This window comes from Kaistella carnis (assembly GCF_003860585.1).
GTDB classification, from domain to species: Bacteria; Bacteroidota; Bacteroidia; order Flavobacteriales; family Weeksellaceae; genus Kaistella; species Kaistella carnis.
Window position 1 is genome coordinate 3080079 of the sequence record NZ_CP034159.1, and the last position, 19971, is coordinate 3100049.

Sequence of the window (19971 nt, forward strand, 5' to 3'; positions counted from 1 at the left end):
GAAAGATGAAGAACAGATCTACTTTAGCAATGGCTTTCAAAGCAGAATGGCTCAAAATAAAAGGTTTAGGTTTAATATCGCTTGCGGTTATTTTTGCTTTACTGATTCCGCTCTTATTTTTTACAATCGGTATTTTTAGCGAAAATGCCCGTGTTTATGATGGGCTTTTAACCAATGTCGCTACCAAAGATATTAAGGAATCAATAGGGCAATTAGGTGGTTTTTTCATGTTGTTATTAATCATTATTGCCGCGACCAGAATTACACAGATTGATCATAAAAATAACGGTTGGACTTTCCTGGAAACGCAACCCGTTTCTAAATTGAATATCTACAGTGCTAAATTTTTGGTATTGACTTTACTCACTCTCATTATGTTTGCGGTTTATTTTTTGGCCACCACGCTGTTTTCAAATTTGATGATTCTGATTTTTCCGCAAGATGGATTGCAACTGGGCATCGATTTTTATTTTCAATTTCAATCTTTCGTGAGATTGTTCGTTTTGAGTTTATGTATTATTTCTTTTCAGTTAATGTTGTCAACGATTATTCCTGGTTTTGTCTGGCCATTTGCAATCGGATTTGTTGGGTTTGTAATTAATATTGTTGCTGCAGTAAGGCAGGAAACTTATGATTTCATTCCTTATAATAATGTACAAACTGGTTTAAAATTTAAAGATTCATTTGCGTTAAATCACTTTTTTAATTATACAGAATATTTGAGTTTATTTTGGACCGTCTTGTTTTTCATCATCGGATATTTTTGGTACAGCAGAAGAGGATTTAAAAGTGCTTTTCTAAATAATACACGATCAAAAGTGTTTACAACAATAGGAATCATGGTGTTTGCAGGTATTTACTTTTTTCTAACTAAACCTGTTCATCCTCAAAAATTTCCTGATCATTCTGTAATAAGTGGAACTATCGAAGCTCCGAAATCCGTTAAAAATGTAACGATAATTTCTCAGGAGTTTGGTGAAAAAATAATTGATATCCCAGTTGTAGATGGCTCGTTTATTTGGGATTCCAAAGAAGATCTTCCTTTTGCAAATTATACCATTAATTATGAAGGTAAGTCTTACCCGTTCTTAATTAGCAAAGGTGATCAGGTTCATTTTGACATAAAAATGGATGCGAAACAATCTGCTGTGGTGGTCAAGGGGACAAGAAAAGCCGAAGATCTTTTTAGAAAAATGGATCGTGATGATTCTTCATTTTATAATTATATCGTACCGGAAAAGCTGTATTCTGATAAGCCTGATGTTTTTTATAAGGAAGCCCAAAAAGAGTGGAAGGATGAAATGAAAAACTTAGATGATTTCCGGACTGCAGAGAATATCTATTTGGCGGATGATTTTAAGCAATTTCAAATGCAGAAGAAAGCTACGAGAATGCTTTCTACCCTTTATGATTATCAAAAAATGACCTCTTTTACCGATAGAAAATTTGCACCTGATAGTTCATTTGTCACCGAGTTAGAGAATTTAATTCAGAAACCAAGTCCGTTATTATATTCAGATGATTTGTATAAATCCTGGAAATTAAAAGAGCTTTTACCGAAAGAAGGAAATAAAAACTCAGATAGCATTGTCTTTGTTAAATTATGGAAAATGCCCTCTGGCGTTGCAAAAGATCAGTTGTTAGCTACGCAAATGCTCAAAATGATGAATCTGGAAAATGATGAATCTAAAAGAAATCTAATTTTTGAGGAAAATATTAATGGTATTCAAAATCTGAAGTTTAAGAATTTTGTGACCAAAAGTTTAGAAGTCATTAATAATCAGCAAAAAGGTAAAGCTTTTCCAGAAATATCTTTTGAAAACACCGATGGAAAAAAGGTGAGTATTTCTCAGTTCAAGGGGAAATATGTGGTGATTGATTTTTGGGCAACATGGTGTGGGCCGTGCAAGGAAACCTCGCCGGTTTTTGAATATCAGGCGAAGAAGTGGCGAAACAATGATCAAATTGTGTTTTTATCCGCAAGTATCGATGAAGATAAAACTAAGTGGAAACTAGATCTTAAGAATACGCAATCTAATGTGAAACAATGGTGGGTTGCAGATTCTAAAATGTTGAAAGAACTTGGCGTAAACAATATTCCGAGATTTATGATGCTGGATCCAGATGGCAAGATTTTCAATTCGAATATGCCTCGCCCGAATGAAACTAATTTTGTAGATATTTTGGATAAAGTATCTGATAAAAGCTACAATTACAGAGCTGAGGTTTATTAAAAATTGGTCTTAAAAGATTTTCAATCAGGTTTCAACCCTTTCAGTCTTTCAAAGGCGGAAAGGGTTTTTAATTTAAATGAGTAACTTTAATAAAAATAAAATGGTTCAAATGAAACTCAATACCGACCGAAATATCATCATTAAAAATTCTGAAACACGTGATTTTTTAGCCGATGCTTTTTACCCTGAAAGTGAAGAGAAATTACCAGTCGTTATTTTTGCTCACGGTTACAAAGGATATAAAGATTGGGGCGCTTGGGATTTGATGGCGAAGAAATTTGCAGAAGCCGGATTTTTCTTTGTTAAATTTAATTTCTCTCATAACGGAACAACCATTGAACAACCCAAAGATTTTGCAGATTTAGAAGCCTTTGGAAATAATAACTTTTCTAAGGAAATGTCAGATTACGATGAGGTTTTGAATCACTTTTATAATCATCCGAAAATAGATCAAGATAAGATTGCAATCATTGGTCACAGTCGTGGTGGAGGAATTACAGTCATCAAAGCCTTCGAAGATGAACGGGTGAAATTGCTTATTGCTTTAGCAGGAGTCAGTAATTTTAAATATAGATTTCCAACGCAAGATCGTTTTGAAGACTGGAAAAATTCGGGCGTCATGTATTCTGAAAACAAAAGAACGCATCAACAAATGCCGCATTACTTTCAATTCTATGAAGACTTTGAAAAGAATGAAAACCGGTTTGATATTCAATACGCTGCACAACATTTAGAAAAACCTTTTTTGATCGTTCAGGGAACAAATGATGAAGCCGTAAGAGATAAAGAAGCAACGCTGTTGAATGAATGGTGTAAAACCTCTGAATTGATTCTTTTAGAAAATACAAACCATACTTTTGGAGCCAAAGAACCTTGGACTGAAAATGATCTTCCACAGGATTTAGAAAAAGCAACATTATTAATGATTAAGTTTATTAAAGAACATTTTCAAAGTTCAATGTGAATAAAACTTAATATTAAAATTAATAGAAATTTCTTTAGTTTTACCCACCAAAAATTAATGTATGATGTTATTGTCGGTCCTCGAATTTCCTGATTTTGCACAACCGCAGATCTGGATCAGTTTGTTAACGCTTACTTTTTTAGAGATTATTCTAGGGGTTGATAACATCATCTTTATTTCCATCATTTCCGATAAATTACCAAAAGCCCGACAAAAGTTTGCCCGTAATATCGGATTGACTTTCGCAATGGTTTTTCGCGTTGGATTATTATTGATGATCAACTGGATTATCGGTTTGAAAGAACCGATTTTAACCTTACCATTTTTAGAAGAACCGGGAACTGATTTACCATTGGCGCTAAGTTGGAAAGATCTCATCCTATTACTTGGAGGTATTTTCTTAATAGGTAAAAGTACCTTTGAAATTCACGGTAAAATGCAGTTACACGATGAGAATCACAAACCGAAATCTGCGGGTTCTTCCCTGATGACGATGGTGATTATTCAGATCATTTTGATCGATATGGTTTTCTCCCTTGATTCCATTCTTACTGCGATTGGGTTGGTAGATAATGTAATGTTAATGATTATCGCAGTTGTAATTTCAATAGGAATTATGATGGCGTTTGCCGGTCCTATTTCAGCGATTATTAATAAATATCCAAGTTTACAAATGTTGGCGCTTGCCTTTTTAGTCGTGATTGGCGTCATGTTAGTTGCCGAGGGAATTCATCAGCATGTAAGTAAAAATATTATTTATTCATGTCTTGCTTTCAGTTTATTGGTAGAAGTTTTAAACATCAAATTGAGAAATAATCAAAATAAAAAAGCGTTGAAATTGAATCCGGATCTTAATGCAGATTTAAGTATTAAAGAAGACGGCGAATAAATCAGAACGGTCTACCGCTTCTTTACTTTTTTGCCTGGATGAGAAATTACAACAGCATTTTCTTTTCTTATTTTACGGCCGATATAAGCCATGGCAAAAGGAATTAGAAATAGAACCATTCTACCTGTTCCTGGATCAAAGAAACAAACCAGCAATGATATTAAAAAAATAGTCGGCGTAACAAGCGATCTTATTTTCCCATATTTCTCATAATTTACCGGCACAAATTCGGAGATTTTATGTTTGGGATTGGTGATATAAGCCAGCAGAATAAAGTTCATAATACCTGTAAAGCAGATATTGAAAACGTAAATTGCATAAGGCGAAATCAATTTTAAGTGTCCTTATGTCACCGAATATTCGCTGTAGATTGCCGTTGTAAAAGGCATTATCACAATCGTGAAAAGAAAAATTAAGTTGATCCAAAGCAACCTTTTTGAATAATTGATGACGTAGCCAAACATATTGTGGTGGGCAGTCCAATAAATTCCAATAAGGAAAAAACTCATTACAAATCCTAACAGTTGCGGAATCTGCTTTGCGAATTCATTTAAAAACTGTCCCTCCGTCGCATTTTCCGACACGATTGGAACTTTCAAGTCAATCACTAAAATCGTGATGGCTATAGCAAAAACAGCATCACTGAAAAATATCAAACGTTCGACCTGAAAGTCTTGCTTGTGAGGATGATGAGGTAAAGATAGCATCGCAAAGTTTTTATAAAATTACTTAAAAATAAGAGGCAATGTTATCTTTTCTACCTATTTCAGTAGATTTAAATTCCGTAAAAGAAATTAATTCATCAGGAAATTCCATAAAAAAATCCCGCTTCAAGGGTGAAGCAGGATTTGTATTTAAATGGTTATTCTTTAATAATTTTTGTGTTATAAAGTGAGCCTTTATCGGTAAGAACCTTCAGCACATAAATACCTGATTTTAAGGTGTGGAGTGAAATCTCTCTTTGATCTGTAAATTGAGCTACTTTTTGTCCCAGTACATTATAAATTTCAAGAGATCTAATTTTTTCTCCTTCAGGTATTTTTACGTTTAGGACCTCTTTCACAGGATTGGGATAGATCATTAACTTTTGACTTTTTACTGTATTTACAGACAGGTTTTCATTGTTAATTTTAATGTTATCAATATATGCTGAGCCCGCGAAATTATCATGTACGAAATTTAATCCTTCCAAATTGGTTTTAGAAAAGTTTTCGCCGGTATAAACCAAATTATTATTAATATAATACTTGATAGAATCTGCTGTAATTTCAGTTTTTAAGTGATACCAGGTATTAGGTTCCCACGTAAAATCAGCAGTGTCGTAATCGTAATCTTCACTGGTTACGATCTCCGTGTTTCCTGTATAATTAAATGAATATACCGAAATTGGCATAAATTCATCGCCTGCTATACCCCAAGTTCCAAATTCAAATGTTGAACCTTCTAATTCTGAAATGTAGACGTCAAATTCTACCGTCAAATTATTAAAATCATAGCTCGAAGACAATTGTTTCGCAGCACCGAAGATAGGGAACCAACCAAAATCTTCATTTTCATCAACAGATATTTTTAAAGCATTTGTTCCTTCCGTAGCAAATTCGTTGGAGACTTCCTGATTGTTAATCGGTTGTTCTTCACTGTTGAGCGTAACTTCCCATCCGTTTTGATTATGGACAGAACCCAAGGTGTAATTTTCTGAATTTTCAAACGAAATCGTTTGCTGTGCGCTAAATAAAAGGGATGCAAATCCCAAAGCCATAAAATAAAGTTTCTTCATTGAATTAAATTTTTCCCAATAATAAGAATAAATTATTAAACAGACATTTGGATTGTAGGAATAACTGTTGTTTTCTTTTGCTATATTTGAGTTAATTATAAATTAAATTATGAAGAATACTCTATTTTTTGGTCTTTCTCTATTTTGTACCTCTTTGGTAATGGGACAGAATGCCACCTCAATTCCACAAAAATCTCAGACTGCGTCAAGCGTTGATCTTCCTTACTCTTATGGTTTTGAAACCGAAGATCTGGATGAATGGTTTGTAACCAATGAAGGTGCTGGAAATATATGGGAACGTATGACGGCAACGTCTTCTACACCCGATCCTTCCGAAGGAACCTATTATATGATTTATCAGTTTCACCCGACAGATTCAGCTAATACCTATCTGTACTCCAGAGGTCTTAATTTGAAAGCGGGTAGAAACATCACCTTGCAATTCGACTATCAAGGAGTTGATTATTGGTTCCCAGAAAAGATGGAAGTGAAAATTGGTACCGCAGCAACCATTGCCGGGCAAACTACTCAACTATGGATTGATGAAGAGATAGGAAATTATCCTTACGAAACTGCGACTGTGAATTTCACCGTTCCTGCAGATGGCGTATATTATTTATCCTTTAGAGCATTTTCTGACCCCGATCAATTTTATTTGGCCTTAGATAATATTAAGGTTTACGAAAATGTTTTGGCAACTCAAAATGCAACTAAATCAACACTAAAATTTTATCCAAATCCGGTGAAAGATATACTTACCATTTCCGATGTTAAAGAAATTTCGAGTTATACCATCTTTGATATTTCTGGCAAAAAGGTTCTTTCCAATTCTGCCAAATCATCGAAACTGGAATTGAATGTTTCTCAGTTAAAACCTGGGATGTACATTGTTAAAGCAAATTCGGATGGCGTTTTAAAAACATTTAAATTTATTAAGAAATAATATTATTTCGAAAATGACTCAATAAAAAAAGCCACAGTGATCTGTGGCTTTGCGTTTGGAAGGCGTCTGATTAATATCTTGTAATTGCTCCAAAACCATTGAATTTTTCCAATGAACCTTTTGGTAAAAAGACTGCGTCTCCGCCGTAGTTCATGTTCATTTCAATCATTTCATCGAAAATATCATCGATCATTTCCTTTGGTTTTTCGTCATTCTCACTTAGAAGATTGACAGAACCGTTTTCTAGTACTGCAGGTTGAAATAATCCCTGCTGTACAAAGAGCGTTTGGACTTTTCCTTCTTTAATAGCCGACATAATTTCATTTACATCGCTTAAGAAACGTCCGGTTCCCACGGCTTTATCGAGATCTTCTTTTCGCTCGATATTACTTTTTTCAACATGTTCTTTTATGATTGGCCAAGCCTCTTTTACGATTGCTCCTGCTTTTTCTTCTAATCTGTTACCGTTTAGATACGTTTCTAAAATACTTTCTTTTTCATCGGCAATTTTTAAATATTCGTAGAAGTTTGCTTCTTCCGTACAAATCAAAACCGGAAGTGGATTTTCTTTTCGGATGATATTCACTTGTTTATCAACGCGGTTAAAAAACTCTGCAATCAAATTCGTTTGGCGACCGGCATCTGATGCCTCAATGCTGGACGAAGTATGGAAGTCGGTGTTTTCAATAGGGAAAGGACTGGTAATTTCTTTGATGACCTGATCATTCATTGCCTGGATGAAACGGACTTTTTGCTGGCTTAAAACCAAAACATAATAACTGGAAGTCAGGTGAATCGCTCGCAGTAAATCCCGCGTTGCAAAGGTGTCTCCAATGATTACACGGTCTACAACCGGAATCGGCAGGCGCAGATATTCTGCAATTTCCTTTTCAGCGTTTACAAAAAGCACCAGGCTTTCTAAGTTATGAGAATGATCAATGGTTGCTTCCAGATTCGTTAGGCTTTCCACGATGGTTTGTGCTGTCTTTTTGTCTAAGGAATTCATCAGTCTTTCCTCTGCTTCCTTAATCAGGTTTTTCAGCATGATCGCATCTTTCTGATTGTCGGGAGCAGTTCGGTGCGTGTTCAAAATTAGCGTTACGCAATTTTCAGCATTAACTTTCTTCAGTTCATTTAATTTCTTGTTCATATCGTTTATTTTAAAAATTATTGTAATTCTTCTTTAGAATGACTTTTCTATTTTAACTCATCAGTTTTTGATTTTTAGTTTGGAATTCCGTAATAAATAAATCAAATGGTTTTCTGATTATTATTAATATACAAAAATTAAACGACATTTCCTAATTTCAGGGCGATGCAGAAGATTTCCTGCTTTTACAAATGTCCATTGAAAGAATTTTCCCCAGAAATTTAATATTGATTTTCTACAAAAAAAAGAGTGAATTAATCACTCTCTTACTTATTGTTTTAAAATTTCCCAGGCTTCCGCAATTTGATTTTGGTGGAGGAGTTTTTGTGCTTCGATATGGATCGATTCATCACTACTGAAATTTCCCGTCGGCAGTTCTTCCACGTTTGCGAGCATTCCCAGATCATTTCCTGTGAAAATGTCGCTTAATTTAATTTCATCCGGTAATCTGTCAAAACCAATTCCTTTCGTTACTAAAGGTTTTGGAACTTCAAATAAATTATCGGCATTATTTCTGGAATACCAGTTTCCGCCTAATCTTGCGACAAGATCTAACTTTTTCTGATCTAAATTTCCTTCCTCATTCAAATATTCTTCGCGAACATGAATTTTAATGATTTCGCAAATAACCAAATTTCCGGCGCCACCTTCTGTTCCCAAGTGTTTAATTTCTAAAGCTTTACATTCTAAATTCACGGGACATTCCTCAATCAGTTTCGGCATTACCAAATCTGCATCTTTCATCGTCAGGCCGGATTTTATGAACTCATTAACTTCTTTCCCGTATTCTGTTGAAGCCAGTGAAATCTGCTGTACGATTTTATAGTTAACAATTCCGATGACAACTTCCGGAACTTCCAGTACATTTTCCAAAGTATGTTTCGTGGTATTGTCGCGAACTCTTCTTGCCGGCGAAAAAATTACAACCGGCGGGTTCGAACTAAACATATTAAAAAAACTGAACGGACTTAAATTCACGTTCCCGTCTTTATCAACAGTCGAGGCCAAAGCAATCGGCCGTGGTGCAATCGCGGTCTGCAGAAGAGTTTGCAGTTGAAAGTTGTTTAAGTCTAAAGGAGATATTGTTTTCATTGTTATTAATAATTGTAAAAAGTAAATTCAAATTTTTAGGAAAGAAATGTTTACCTCTTTTTTCTAAAATATAGGACAATAGAAATGATTATAAGAATAATCAGTATCGGAACAAATAAAATGATATCGGTTCGAATCACAGGATCATTAGGCGATAAATCAGTCATCCACTTTGGCAAATACCAAAATTCATAGATTAAAAAAGCAACCACCAAGATGATCGTTATAATTTGGAAAACTGTTACTTTCACTTAGATCTTTATCGTAAAATTATTTTGCAGCCAACACTTTACCTGTCACTTCTCCAAAACCAACTCGGATACCATCTTTCTCCGCAAAACCTCTCATAATCACCGTATCATTATCATTAATAAATTTACGTTCGGTTCCATCTGATAATTTCAAAGGTTCAGTTCCTCTCCAAGTCAGTTCGAGCATTGAGCCGAATGAACTTTTCTCAGTTCCGGAAATGGTTCCTGAAGCATACATGTCACCAACTTCTACGTTACAACCATTTACGGTATGATGAGCCAGTTGCTGTAGCATATTCCAATACATGAATTTATAATTGCTTTCTGAAATTAAATTTTCTTCGCCATTTTCCGGTTGAATATAAACTTGAAGTTGAATATCAAAATTCTGCTGACCTTCGAATTTTAGATAGTCTAAAACTTCAGGTTCCTGTTTTGGAGAATCAGTTTTAAAAGGTTTCAAGGCTTCTAAAGTAACTACCCAAGGCGAAATCGTAGAGCAGAAGTTTTTTCCTAAAAATGGTCCCAGCGGAACATATTCCCAACTTTGTATATCTCGTGCCGACCAGTCATTAAACAGAACCATTCCAAAAATTGCATCTTCGGCTTCGGAAGTGGAGATGCTGTCGCCCATTTCTGTGTTTTTATTTACGATGAACGCCATTTCCAGTTCGAAATCCAGTTGCTTACAAGGTCCGAAAATTGGATTTTCCTCGCCAACAGGTTTCATCTGACCTTTCGGACGGTGAAATTCGGTGCCGGAAATTACAATAGAAGAAGCACGACCATGATAACCCACCGGAAGATGTTTCCAGTTTGGAAGAAGTGCATTATCTTCACCACGGAACATTTTTCCAACATTGGTGGCGTGTTCGATGCTGCTGTAGAAATCGGTATAGTTTGGAACATGAACCGGCATCATCATTTGAACTTGATTAAAGTCGTAGAAACATTCTTCAATCGTTTTTTCGTCGCCCGCAAGTTTAGAATCTTCGCTTAATATTTCCTGAATTTTTAATCGTACCGCGTTGGTTATGGGTTTTCCTAATTCTATAAATTCATTTAAAGTATAGGCTTCAAAAACATTTTCTGTAAGTCCTTCAATTCCGTCAAAAAAACCGTAATCGTATAAAGTAGCCAAATCCAACACCTTGTCGCCGATTCTTGTGCAGCATGCAATGTATTCCTGGTTAAATACAGCAACACCAAACGGAATATTATAAATTGAAAAATCTGAATTTTCAGGATAGTTGATAAATGATTTCATAATGATTGTAATTAAAATAAAGGTTCAAAGTGTACTTTTTAAATAAACTTTGAACCTTTTATTGAGAGTTGATATTTACTTTTTGTTAATGGCACTTTCTTCAATCCACCGCTCTTTGGAGTTGATGTCGATCAGATATAAAATCTTTTTCTGCTCCGTCAGTAAAAAGGCTTTGGTGATGGCAATCGGGATTTTTTTTCCTTCGAGCATATCAGCTCTCAAAGAAATAATCTGATTTTTTGATCGTACAATATCGCCCGTAAAAACATTTGCGTTGGTTTCGCCCGTTTTTTTATCATCGAAAACTTCAACGTAGGTTGCGTTATTTCCTTTAATGATGATGAAATTTCTTTCGACATGATCGTCAAAATCTTTAATTAAAACGAATTTCGAATCCTCGATACTTACGTTCTGCAGATTTTGATTTACGCCTCTTTTCGCTTCCAAGCGGTCCAAAATAGCGTTAATGCTGCCATATTGTGCTTTCAGACCTAAGCTTGAAATAAGAAGGATAAAAACGAAAGATATTTTTTTCATTGCGTGTGTTTTAGCGAAGCGTGCTTTTAATTTTAAGAATCGCTTATAAGTTTCCTCTTAATTCCTGTTCTCTTTCCAGGGCTTCAAATAGAGCTTTGAAGTTTCCGGCACCGAAACTTTGTGCGCCGTGACGTTCTATGATTTCAAAGAAAAGAGTAGGACGGTCTTCTACCGGTTTAGTAAAGATCTGTAAAAGATAACCTTCTTCATCATGGTCGATCAAAATTCCTAAATCCTGTAATTTCTTCAAATCTTCGTCAATGTGGCCCACTCGTTCCGGAACCATTTCGTAATAAGCTTCCGGTGGTGGCGATAAAAATTCTACGCCGCGGGATTTCAGCTCCATTACTGTTTTTATAATGTCTTTGGTTGCGACTGCAATGTGTTGAACTCCTTCGTCTTCATAAAAATCAAGGTATTCTTCAACCTGAGATTTTTTCTTTCCTTCCGCAGGTTCATTGATCGGAAATTTTGCAAAACCATTTCCATTACTCATCACTTTAGACATCAGAGCAGAATATTCAGTGTTGATTTGTTTATCATCAAAACTTAAAATATTTACAAATCCCATTACATCTTCATACCACTTTACAACCGGGATCATGCGGTTCCAACCGACATTTCCTACACAGTGATCGACATACAAAAGACCTACATCGGTAGGATTGTAGACCGTTTCCCATTTTCTGTAACCCGGCATAAAATCTCCTTTATAATTTTTACGTTCCACAAACATATGCACGGTTTCGCCATAGGTATAGATTCCCGACATACGAACTTCACCATTGTCGTCGGTTAAAGTAGTAGGTTCTAAATAAGGTTTAGCGCCACGTTTCGTGGTTTCTTCGAAGGCAGAATACGCATCATCAACCCAAAGTGCAAGAACTTTTACTCCATCGCCATGTTTTTTCTGATGCTCGCAGATAGGAGAATCCGCTTTAAGACCTGAGGTAAGGACCAATCTAATTTTTCCCTGTTGTAAAACGTAAGATGCACGGTCTCTAACTCCAGTTTCGGGACCGGCGTAAGCTACCGATTGAAAACCGAATGCGGTTTTATAATAGTGCGCGGCTTGCTTTGCATTTCCGACATAAAATTCAATATAATCTGTTCCGTTAATAGGCAGGAAATTTTCTGCTTTTGCAATTTTTTCAGCGAAGGTAAGTGTAGACATTTTTTTTCTTTTTAGATGTTGCAAAGTACAAAAATTATAGGAATTTTAAAAATGAAGCGGAATTCTGATTTTATACTTCCAGCCCTATTATTAAATTTTTTTTAAAGTTTTGTAACTAATTTTTTTAATGATAAAAACATGGTGATGATGAGATAGAACTTGAAAAGTAGAAGAGGATTTTGAGAGAACTTCTTACCATCCGAAAAAGATAATTCCCAACTTGCGTCGGGAATTATTGATGATTAAACTAAAACTTTAAATCGGTCAAATGCTGCAGCGTCGAGCATTTCGCGGTCATCCGGATGAGCAATTTCGATAAGTGCTTTCGCGCGCTGACGAAGATTTTTACCATACAGATAAGCTACTCCAAACTCGGTTACTACATAGTGGATATGTCCTCTGGTTGTTACAACACCAGCGCCTTCTTTTAGGAATGGTGTAATTCTCGGAATACCTTTTTTAGTACGGGAAGAAATCGCAATGATCGGTTTTCCACCTTCAGAAAGTGCAGCACCACGCATAAAATCCATTTGGCCACCAATACCACTGTATTGATAAGTACCGATTGAATCTGCACAAACCTGTCCCGTCAAATCGATTTCAATGGCTGAATTTATAGCAACCATTTTTTTATTTTTCATAATGTTAATCGGGTAGTTTACATGCTCGACATCCATAAACTCGAATGAAGGATTATCATCAATATAATCGTACAGTTTTCTTGTTCCGAAAGCAAAACTCGTAATGGTACGGTTAGAATGGGTTCCTTTATATTTATTGTTAATCACATCATTTGCGACTAGATCTACAATTCCGTCACTGATCATTTCGGTATGAACGCCTAAATCTTTATGATTATGCAGACACTTTAAAACAGCGTCGGGGATCGTTCCGATACCCATTTGCAAAGTGGATCGGTCATCAATTAATTCGGCAACATGCTTTCCTATAAGCATTTCATCCACGCCTACTTTTGCGCCATAATCCACGGTAAGCAATTCTTCTTCATGCCACACCATTCTGTGAATTTTCGTGTAATGAATCATTCCATCACCATGCGTTCGGGGCATTCTCGGATTCACTTGTGCAATGATTATCTTTGACGTGTCAACTGCCGCTCTTGCAACGTCTACCGAGGTTCCCAGTGTACAGTAACCGTGAGAGTCCGGTGGAGAAACGGTGATCATAGCAACATCTAAGGGAAGCATTCCTCTCTTGAAAAGAGTTGGGATTTCACTTAAGAATACGGGTATAAAATCACCACGATCAGAATTAACTGCGTCACGAACCGGCGTTGAAACGAAAAGCGAATTAATGTAAAAACTGTCTTTGTATTGTGGTTTAGCAACTTCTACATTTCCCTGCTGTGTTATAGAAACAAATTCTATATTTTGCAGGCGCGAAGATTGTCGAGCCAACTCATCGATTAAATGATTGGGCGTACAGGCACTACCGTGCGAAAAAATTCGATCACCACTTTTGATTACTGAAACCGCTTCCTCGCCATTGACATACTGAATCATATTTTTATTTTTTTATTTCTTCACTTTTTAGGACTGGAATTTCCATTTTCGATTCCAATGTTTGTCGATTGGAAAAATACTGGATTTAATCGGAGCAAATTTCGACAATAAAAGTCAGGTTGCCTTCCAAATCCCATTTACTTCTCAAAATTAATTAATACATTCCGCATCTGAAATGAGGGATGTCAGTTTTGTGATAATTAATGACATGATTTTATTCCTGACTGCGATCATGCAATGAATGATCTTCACTTTCTAACCAAGATGTTTTGTAGGAAGGGTCTTGAACCTTCATCGCTTCTTCTGTAATTTGAAAAGGTCGGAAAGGATCAACCATTACGGCATATTCCTCCGTGAATTTTTTTCCGATGCTGCGTTCCATCGCTCCGGGATGAGGACCATGAACAATACCGCCCGGATGCAAGGTGAAGTCCATTAAATCAATATGATTGCGACTCATAAAATCCCCTTCTGTATAAAATAAAACTTCATCGGAATCAATATTGGAATGGTTGTAAGGTGCGGGAATCGCTTGTGGATGATAATCGTACATTCTGGCCACAAAGGAGCAAACCACGAAATTATGTGCTTCGAAATTCTGATGAACTGGCGGCGGTTGGTGAATACGGCCCGTAATCGGTTCGAAGTTTTTAATATTAAATTTATAAGGATAAAAATAACCGTCCCAACCAACAACATCGAACGGATGAGTGGCGTACACGAAATCCCAGAGTTGATTTTCTTTCTTTACTTTAATTAAAAATTCTCCTTTTTCATCAACCGGATCTACAAAAGTTGGGGTTTCGATATCACGCTCGCAAAATGGCGAATGTTCCAACAATTGGCCAAACTCATTTCTGTACCGTTTTGGCGTATTGATCGGGGAGTGACTTTCGATAAAAAGTAAGACGTTATTTTCATCTTTAAACTCGATAGTATAAATTGTTCCGCGCGGAATAATTAAATAATCACCGTACGAAAATTCCAGATTTCCTAAAAATGTTTTTAAAGTTCCGCTTCCTTCGTGAATGAAAAGGAGTTCATCACATTCCGCATTTTTATAAAAGTAGGGTGTGGATTTTCTCGGTTTTGCCAAGCCCATTTTAAGGTCATTGTTTACCAAAAGAACTTTCCGGCTGTCCAAAAAATCATCTTCGGCGGCCACATTCATTCCCTTAAACATTCGTGGGGTTACATTCTTTCCAACCGCAATTTTCGGCGTCACATCTTTGGGTTCGCTGATCGATTTTATCTGCGTAGGTCGGTGAATATGGTAGAGTAGAGAGGAAATGCCGTGAAATCCTTCCGTACCAAAAAGTTGTTCGTAGTAAAACTGATCATCCTGTGATTTAAAAACAGTATGTCTTTTCTGTGGGATTTTTCCGGCGCGCTGATAACTCATTTGTAACTATTTTAGATAGGTAAATTTAATGAATTTTTCAGACTTGTAATAGGAAGTGTTTATTGCGAAGGATTTATTTAAATTCTGTTACGGCTTCATAAAATTCTTCTTCCATCACGCCAAATTGTTGGGCGAGCAATTTTACTCCTTCCATATTAGCAGCAAGTGATTCTTCTGCGGAGGAAAGTGGAATTGGTCCTAAACTCGTACTTAGAATAAAATGATCTTGTGATTTTTGAAAGTCGGCTAGGGAAAATTCCAATTTTCTGAAGAAGTTTCCACTTTCTTCTGCAGCTTCCTGGAAAGCGTTGGGGTGAATTAAAACACCACCTGCCACAATATTTCTTAAAACCGCCGAGATTTCATCTGGTTTAACATCTTGCGTGATAAGCGCAATGTTGGGTTGAAATAAAGTTGCTTTTTCCAGATTTGAAGTTTCCAAGATAACAAAATCATTGCCCGCATTTTGATGGTTTCCGTCTTCTAAAAGAAAATCAAAATCTTTTTCGTTAAAATGTAAAATATTCAAAAAGAATTGGGCTATGACAGAATTTGAAGTCAGAATGAGAACCCTTGTTTTGTTTTTTGACGCGTTAAAGAAAGTATCCATTCGAATTATTTTTTTGATTCTGCCAAATTTCTTGAATCAATAATCTGCTGGAAAACTGCTGTCACATTATCCCATCTTTGCTGATCACTTTCCATAATTTGTGAGGCATTGCTTTTCGTTGCGGAATTTTCGCCTTTTTTTACAGTTACAATAGTTGAAATATTGTCGTATAATTTCTTGTAATCTTCCTGAATGAAACGAAATTTATTTGCTGTTAAAACTTCTTCGATATTTTTTAACTCGGCATCAGAAATCGAAAAATCTTTTTTAATCTTCGTGTTCTGTCTTTCGTATGAATAATGAACCTTATTTCCTTTAATCAGTAAATTCTCGTACATCGGCGCGAAACCGCCACTACGGGCGAAGCTGTAATCAAAGTTGGAATATTTATTTTGAGTGGAACATCCTGTTAATATCGCAAGGATAAAGAGAATAATCAGGTTTTTCATAATTGATCTTTTTAATTTTTAACTTCTGCTTTTTGAGCTTTTAGCTCTTCATCATAGTCATGTAAAACGTTGAAATCTTCCGTTTGTTCAATGGCTACCATGATTTTGTGCATAATGGCTTGCGCATCTTCATTGTCATAATCAATGTCCAGTGGTGCTTTAAATTCCATCGTTGGCTTTACTCCCGTTACTTTTACTTTGAGTCCTTTTTTATCGAAGGCCCGTCGGAAACCATTAATTTTAATAGGAATGACAATAGGTTTATTGTTTTTTACCAGCTTTGCAGTTCCTTTTCGGCCCTGTGCAAAGGCAGCAGTTGTTCCCTGCGGAAATGTGATCACCCACCCATTATTTAGGGCTTTCATGATATTGTCAACTTCATTTAAATCGACCATCCGGTTTACATTATGACCTTCTGCACGCCAGGTTCTTTTCACGGTCACTGCTCCTGCCAGTTTAAAGATTTTGGTCATCAATCCTTTATTCATGGTTTCTTCAGCAGCTACGTAATAAAAATCTACTTTCGGGTTCAGTAAATAAATTGGATTTTTAATTGAATTTAAATAGCCATTATTTACTGCACAAAAGGCATGATACATAGCCGCGACATCCGCAAAATAGGTTTGATGATTTGAGACAAAAAGTACATTGGAGTCGGGAAGATCTACCAAATGCTCGGAGCCTGAAATCTTCAGCTTGTTGAAGCCATTGAAGCGTCGGTAAGAAACCATTCCCAAAATGAAAATGATCAGTCTTTTTAAAAAATACAGATTGCCAAACGCATCTGTGAAGATATTTTTCTTCGCCATTATCAAATTTACATAATCCGCGAAATTACAAATTTTTCAGCAACAAACTAAATTCACTTAGAATCATAGAGGTAGCGCCCCAAATGATATATCCGTTGAAGTTGATCACCGGAACTTCTACCCCGCGAGAACTGGGCAAAACCATCATTTCTGGCTCATCTTTTAAATTAAGAAGAGACGAAACAGGCAACTCAATTAATTCTACAGCTTCCGTTTCCTGCAATATAAATTGCGGATTTTTCTTCGTGTAGGAAACAAAAGCTTTTACATAGAAATTGCTTGGTGGAATATAAATTGGGGAAAGTTCCCGAATGATGCGAATGTAATGCTCCTCTACACCAACTTCCTCAGATGTTTCCCTTTTGGCGGTTGCGGCATAATTAGGATCAAAGTCTTCCTTTTTTCCTCCCGGTAAAGAAATTTGGCCACTGTGTCGGTCGCGCTCGTTTTCACTCCGAACAATAAGCGGAAGATACCATTCGTTGTCCTTTAAATACAAAAGAATGTTCACGGCAGCGAACTTCGGATTTTTGGCTAAAATTTCTTCATAAGAATATAAAGGTCGGTACGGAGGGGAATAAATTTCGTGCGCAGCTTCTCCCTGGAGTTTTGCCTGCTGTATTTTTGTGAGTAAATCTCTGCCAAAGCTTTTCATAACACAAATCTAAGCATTTAGAGGATGAAATTGTTTTAAAGGAAAGTTAAATTTAAACTATTTTTTTTAATTATTTTTAAGGAAAATATACTTCTACTTTAAAAATTCCGTATCGCTGTAATCGATGAAAAAGCTGCCGTTATTTGGAACTAAAGTTATCTCACTTATGGTTTTGTAGTCCTCATCATAATCCACGAAAACCCGGTATTTTAAATCGGCGATTTTCTCAACTTTAATATCCCTGATATTTTCCATATCATCTTGTCCTCTTCCAAAAAGCCAAGGCTCCATGTCTTTGCGCAGAGGGTAAATTTTTTGCCATTTTTCTTTGTAATTCTTTTCTGCAGTGGGAATTTCTTCTTCTGATAAATTGGTAGCACCATAAATTCGTTCAGAATCCATCATGAATTGATAAAATCTTTCAGTGCAAATTTTTTCTTCCTGATCCAGATAGAAACAATATTTGTTGCCGTTTCTGCATTTAAACAAATTTTCCAGCCACTCTTTTCCCGTATCTGTGATTTGAACTAACTCATTGTGTTCCTTAAGAGAATCCATTTTAGTCAAATTGTCGCCTAAATCATTTGTAATTTCTTGTGCGTTATCAAAGGATTTGGTAACACCAGATTTGCTTTCACTGCAAGACAGGAAAAGAAAAATCAAAAGAAGAGGAAGCGCTTTTTTCACAAGTTTTAGTGTTTTTATTGAATATTAATAGAGAAGGATAATATCGACTAAATTAATGAATAAGAAATTAAGATATTGCGCTAAACACATGTTGTTACATTTTTTAAAGTAAAGATCTCTTTTTTAGAAAGTCTCTCAAACCTCAATAACACAATGCTTTCCTCTATAAAAATAATGATTTAATTTCTTATCTTTTATATTTTAGGTACTTTTGCAATTCGAAAATCGACTAGTTTGGAAACTCAGGACCTTATTTTTAATCCTCAGGATATTGCCGAAACGCTGAGCGGACTTCCCGCAAATGAGCGATTTTTGTCGTTCCTAAAGGTTCCCAAACAATACAAAGCAGATGTTTTTTCTCATTTAGATCCTGATTTTCAAGAAGATACCATTCGGAAATTAGGAAATGAAGAGGTTTCCGACATTTTGAATGGAATGACTCCGGATGATAGAACGGCTCTTTTTGAAGATTTTCCCGATGAATTGATAAAATATTCCATCAATCATCTTAATCCGCAGGAACGAAGGATCGCCCTTAAACTTTTGGGTTATCACGTCGATTCCATTGCGCGTTTGATGACGCCCTATTATATTCAAATTCGACGTGAGTGGACGGTCAAAAAATGTTTCGAACAGATAAAAAAAGTAGGGAAGAAGGTAGAAACCATGAACCATCTTTATGTGGTTGATGAACGAAACCGCCTTATTGATGATATTGCAATCGGCTCTTTGCTTTTGGCAGAAGAAGATACTTTAATTTCCGAAATTACAGATGATCATTTTGTAGCGATTACCACGACCACGACGAAAGAAGAGGCGGTTTCTATTTTTGAAAAATATGACCGTTCTGCCTTACCAATTGTCACCGAAAGTGGAGTGCTCGTTGGGATTGTGACAATTGATGACATTTTAGACCAAATTGCCGCACAGAATACCGAAGATATTCAGAAATTCGGGGGTGTAGATGCGCTGGACATGCCATACACGCAAACTTCGTGGACGGATATGATCAAGAAAAGAGGAACCTGGTTGGTCATCCTTTTCTTCTCAGAAATGTTAACGGCCTCCGCGATGGGTTTCTTCGAGCATGAAATAGAAAAAGCGGTGGTACTTGCGCTGTTTGTTCCTTTGATCATTTCAAGTGGAGGTAACTCCGGTTCTCAGGCAGCAACATTGATTATTCGTGCCATGGCATTACAGGAAATCGGGCTCAAAGACTGGTGGTATGTGATGCGAAAAGAAATAGTTTCGGGTGTTTTTCTGGGAGGAATCTTGGGAATTATCGGTTTTATCAGGATTATGGTTTGGCAAGAAACGGGTCTTTATGATTATGGTGAACACTGGATCTACATTGCTTTTAGTATTGCTGTTTCGCTCTTGCTCATTATCCTTTGGGGAACACTTTCGGGTTCTATGATTCCTTTTGTTTTAAAGCGTTTCAAACTCGATCCAGCGACTTCTTCGGCGCCTTTTGTTGCAACGTTGGTTGATGTAACCGGTTTGATTATTTACTTTACTGTCGCGGGAATGTTCCTGGCAGGTAAACTACTTTAACTTT

At 36.2% G+C, this 19971-nt stretch carries 20 protein-coding genes; 5 read left to right on the forward strand and 15 right to left on the reverse strand.

Annotation, left to right across the window (positions count from 1 at the left end):
* Positions 1-5: 5 nt before the first annotated feature.
* The 3 genes from EIB73_RS14280 to EIB73_RS14290 all read left to right on the forward strand — a co-directional run bounded on the left by EIB73_RS14280 (position 6) and on the right by EIB73_RS14290 (position 4087).
* Positions 6-2234: a thioredoxin-like domain-containing protein gene (locus tag EIB73_RS14280; RefSeq protein ID WP_164467903.1), complete on the forward strand. Its 2229-nt coding sequence runs from the start codon at positions 6-8 to the stop codon at positions 2232-2234.
* 109 nt (positions 2235-2343) lie between these two features.
* Positions 2344-3198 (forward strand): alpha/beta hydrolase family protein, encoded by an 855-nt coding sequence (locus EIB73_RS14285; RefSeq protein WP_125025909.1) that lies wholly within the window; start codon positions 2344-2346, stop codon positions 3196-3198.
* Between the two features lie 61 nt (positions 3199-3259).
* Positions 3260-4087, forward strand: coding sequence for a TerC family protein (locus EIB73_RS14290; RefSeq protein WP_125025910.1), 828 nt, complete (start codon positions 3260-3262; stop codon positions 4085-4087).
* A gap of 11 nt (positions 4088-4098) precedes the next feature.
* Here EIB73_RS14290 and EIB73_RS14295 read toward each other — a convergent pair whose 3' ends face one another.
* The 3 genes from EIB73_RS14295 to EIB73_RS14305 all read right to left on the reverse strand — a co-directional run bounded on the left by EIB73_RS14295 (position 4099) and on the right by EIB73_RS14305 (position 5864).
* Positions 4099-4368 (reverse strand): hypothetical protein, encoded by a 270-nt coding sequence (locus EIB73_RS14295; protein ID WP_125025911.1) that lies wholly within the window; start codon positions 4366-4368, stop codon positions 4099-4101.
* A gap of 63 nt (positions 4369-4431) precedes the next feature.
* Entirely contained in the window at positions 4432-4794 is a 363-nt protein-coding gene (locus tag EIB73_RS14300; RefSeq protein WP_125025912.1) for a TMEM175 family protein, read from the reverse strand.
* Positions 4795-4949: 155 nt separating this feature from the next.
* Entirely contained in the window at positions 4950-5864 is a 915-nt protein-coding gene (locus EIB73_RS14305; protein WP_125025913.1) for a T9SS type A sorting domain-containing protein, read from the reverse strand.
* 109 nt (positions 5865-5973) lie between these two features.
* Between EIB73_RS14305 and EIB73_RS14310 the strand changes: the two genes are divergently transcribed.
* Complete coding sequence (locus tag EIB73_RS14310; RefSeq protein ID WP_125025914.1) at positions 5974-6807, forward strand: T9SS type A sorting domain-containing protein; 834 nt, start codon at positions 5974-5976, stop codon at positions 6805-6807.
* 70 nt (positions 6808-6877) lie between these two features.
* Here the strand turns inward: EIB73_RS14310 and EIB73_RS14315 are convergent, their stop codons facing one another.
* From EIB73_RS14315 to EIB73_RS14370, 12 genes are all read right to left on the reverse strand, one after another.
* A complete protein-coding gene (locus EIB73_RS14315; RefSeq protein ID WP_125025915.1) occupies positions 6878-7957 on the reverse strand; it encodes an AOC03_06830 family ribosome hibernation factor in 1080 nt (359 codons plus the stop codon).
* A 270-nt stretch (positions 7958-8227) separates the two neighbouring features.
* Positions 8228-9049 carry a flavin reductase family protein gene (locus EIB73_RS14320; RefSeq protein ID WP_125025916.1) on the reverse strand — a complete coding sequence of 274 codons (822 nt, stop codon included), beginning with the start codon at positions 9047-9049 and terminating at the stop codon, positions 8228-8230.
* A gap of 270 nt (positions 9050-9319) precedes the next feature.
* Complete coding sequence (gene fahA / locus EIB73_RS14325; protein WP_125025917.1) at positions 9320-10567, reverse strand: fumarylacetoacetase; 1248 nt, start codon at positions 10565-10567, stop codon at positions 9320-9322.
* Positions 10568-10642: 75 nt separating this feature from the next.
* Complete coding sequence (locus tag EIB73_RS14330) at positions 10643-11104, reverse strand: hypothetical protein (RefSeq protein ID WP_125025918.1); 462 nt, start codon at positions 11102-11104, stop codon at positions 10643-10645.
* Positions 11105-11147: 43 nt separating this feature from the next.
* The gene (hppD, locus tag EIB73_RS14335; protein ID WP_125025919.1) at positions 11148-12278 is read right to left on the reverse strand and encodes a 4-hydroxyphenylpyruvate dioxygenase; all 1131 of its coding nucleotides are present in this window, start codon (positions 12276-12278) and stop codon (positions 11148-11150) included.
* A gap of 242 nt (positions 12279-12520) precedes the next feature.
* Positions 12521-13801, reverse strand: a complete 1281-nt coding sequence (locus EIB73_RS14340) for an acetyl-CoA hydrolase/transferase family protein (RefSeq protein ID WP_125025920.1) — start codon at positions 13799-13801, stop codon at positions 12521-12523.
* A 214-nt stretch (positions 13802-14015) separates the two neighbouring features.
* Entirely contained in the window at positions 14016-15203 is a 1188-nt protein-coding gene (locus tag EIB73_RS14345) for a homogentisate 1,2-dioxygenase (protein ID WP_125025921.1), read from the reverse strand.
* 73 nt (positions 15204-15276) lie between these two features.
* Positions 15277-15813 carry a hypothetical protein gene (locus EIB73_RS14350; protein WP_125025922.1) on the reverse strand — a complete coding sequence of 179 codons (537 nt, stop codon included), beginning with the start codon at positions 15811-15813 and terminating at the stop codon, positions 15277-15279.
* Between the two features lie 5 nt (positions 15814-15818).
* The gene (locus tag EIB73_RS14355; RefSeq protein WP_125025923.1) at positions 15819-16262 is read right to left on the reverse strand and encodes a hypothetical protein; all 444 of its coding nucleotides are present in this window, start codon (positions 16260-16262) and stop codon (positions 15819-15821) included.
* Between the two features lie 11 nt (positions 16263-16273).
* A complete protein-coding gene (locus EIB73_RS14360) occupies positions 16274-17071 on the reverse strand; it encodes a lysophospholipid acyltransferase family protein (protein WP_125025924.1) in 798 nt (265 codons plus the stop codon).
* 25 nt (positions 17072-17096) lie between these two features.
* Positions 17097-17726, reverse strand: a complete 630-nt coding sequence (locus EIB73_RS14365; protein ID WP_125025925.1) for an NUDIX hydrolase — start codon at positions 17724-17726, stop codon at positions 17097-17099.
* 93 nt (positions 17727-17819) lie between these two features.
* A complete protein-coding gene (locus EIB73_RS14370; RefSeq protein WP_125025926.1) occupies positions 17820-18413 on the reverse strand; it encodes a hypothetical protein in 594 nt (197 codons plus the stop codon).
* A 234-nt stretch (positions 18414-18647) separates the two neighbouring features.
* Between EIB73_RS14370 and mgtE the strand changes: the two genes are divergently transcribed.
* Positions 18648-19967: a magnesium transporter gene (gene mgtE / locus EIB73_RS14375; protein WP_125025927.1), complete on the forward strand. Its 1320-nt coding sequence runs from the start codon at positions 18648-18650 to the stop codon at positions 19965-19967.
* Positions 19968-19971 lie beyond the last annotated feature (4 nt).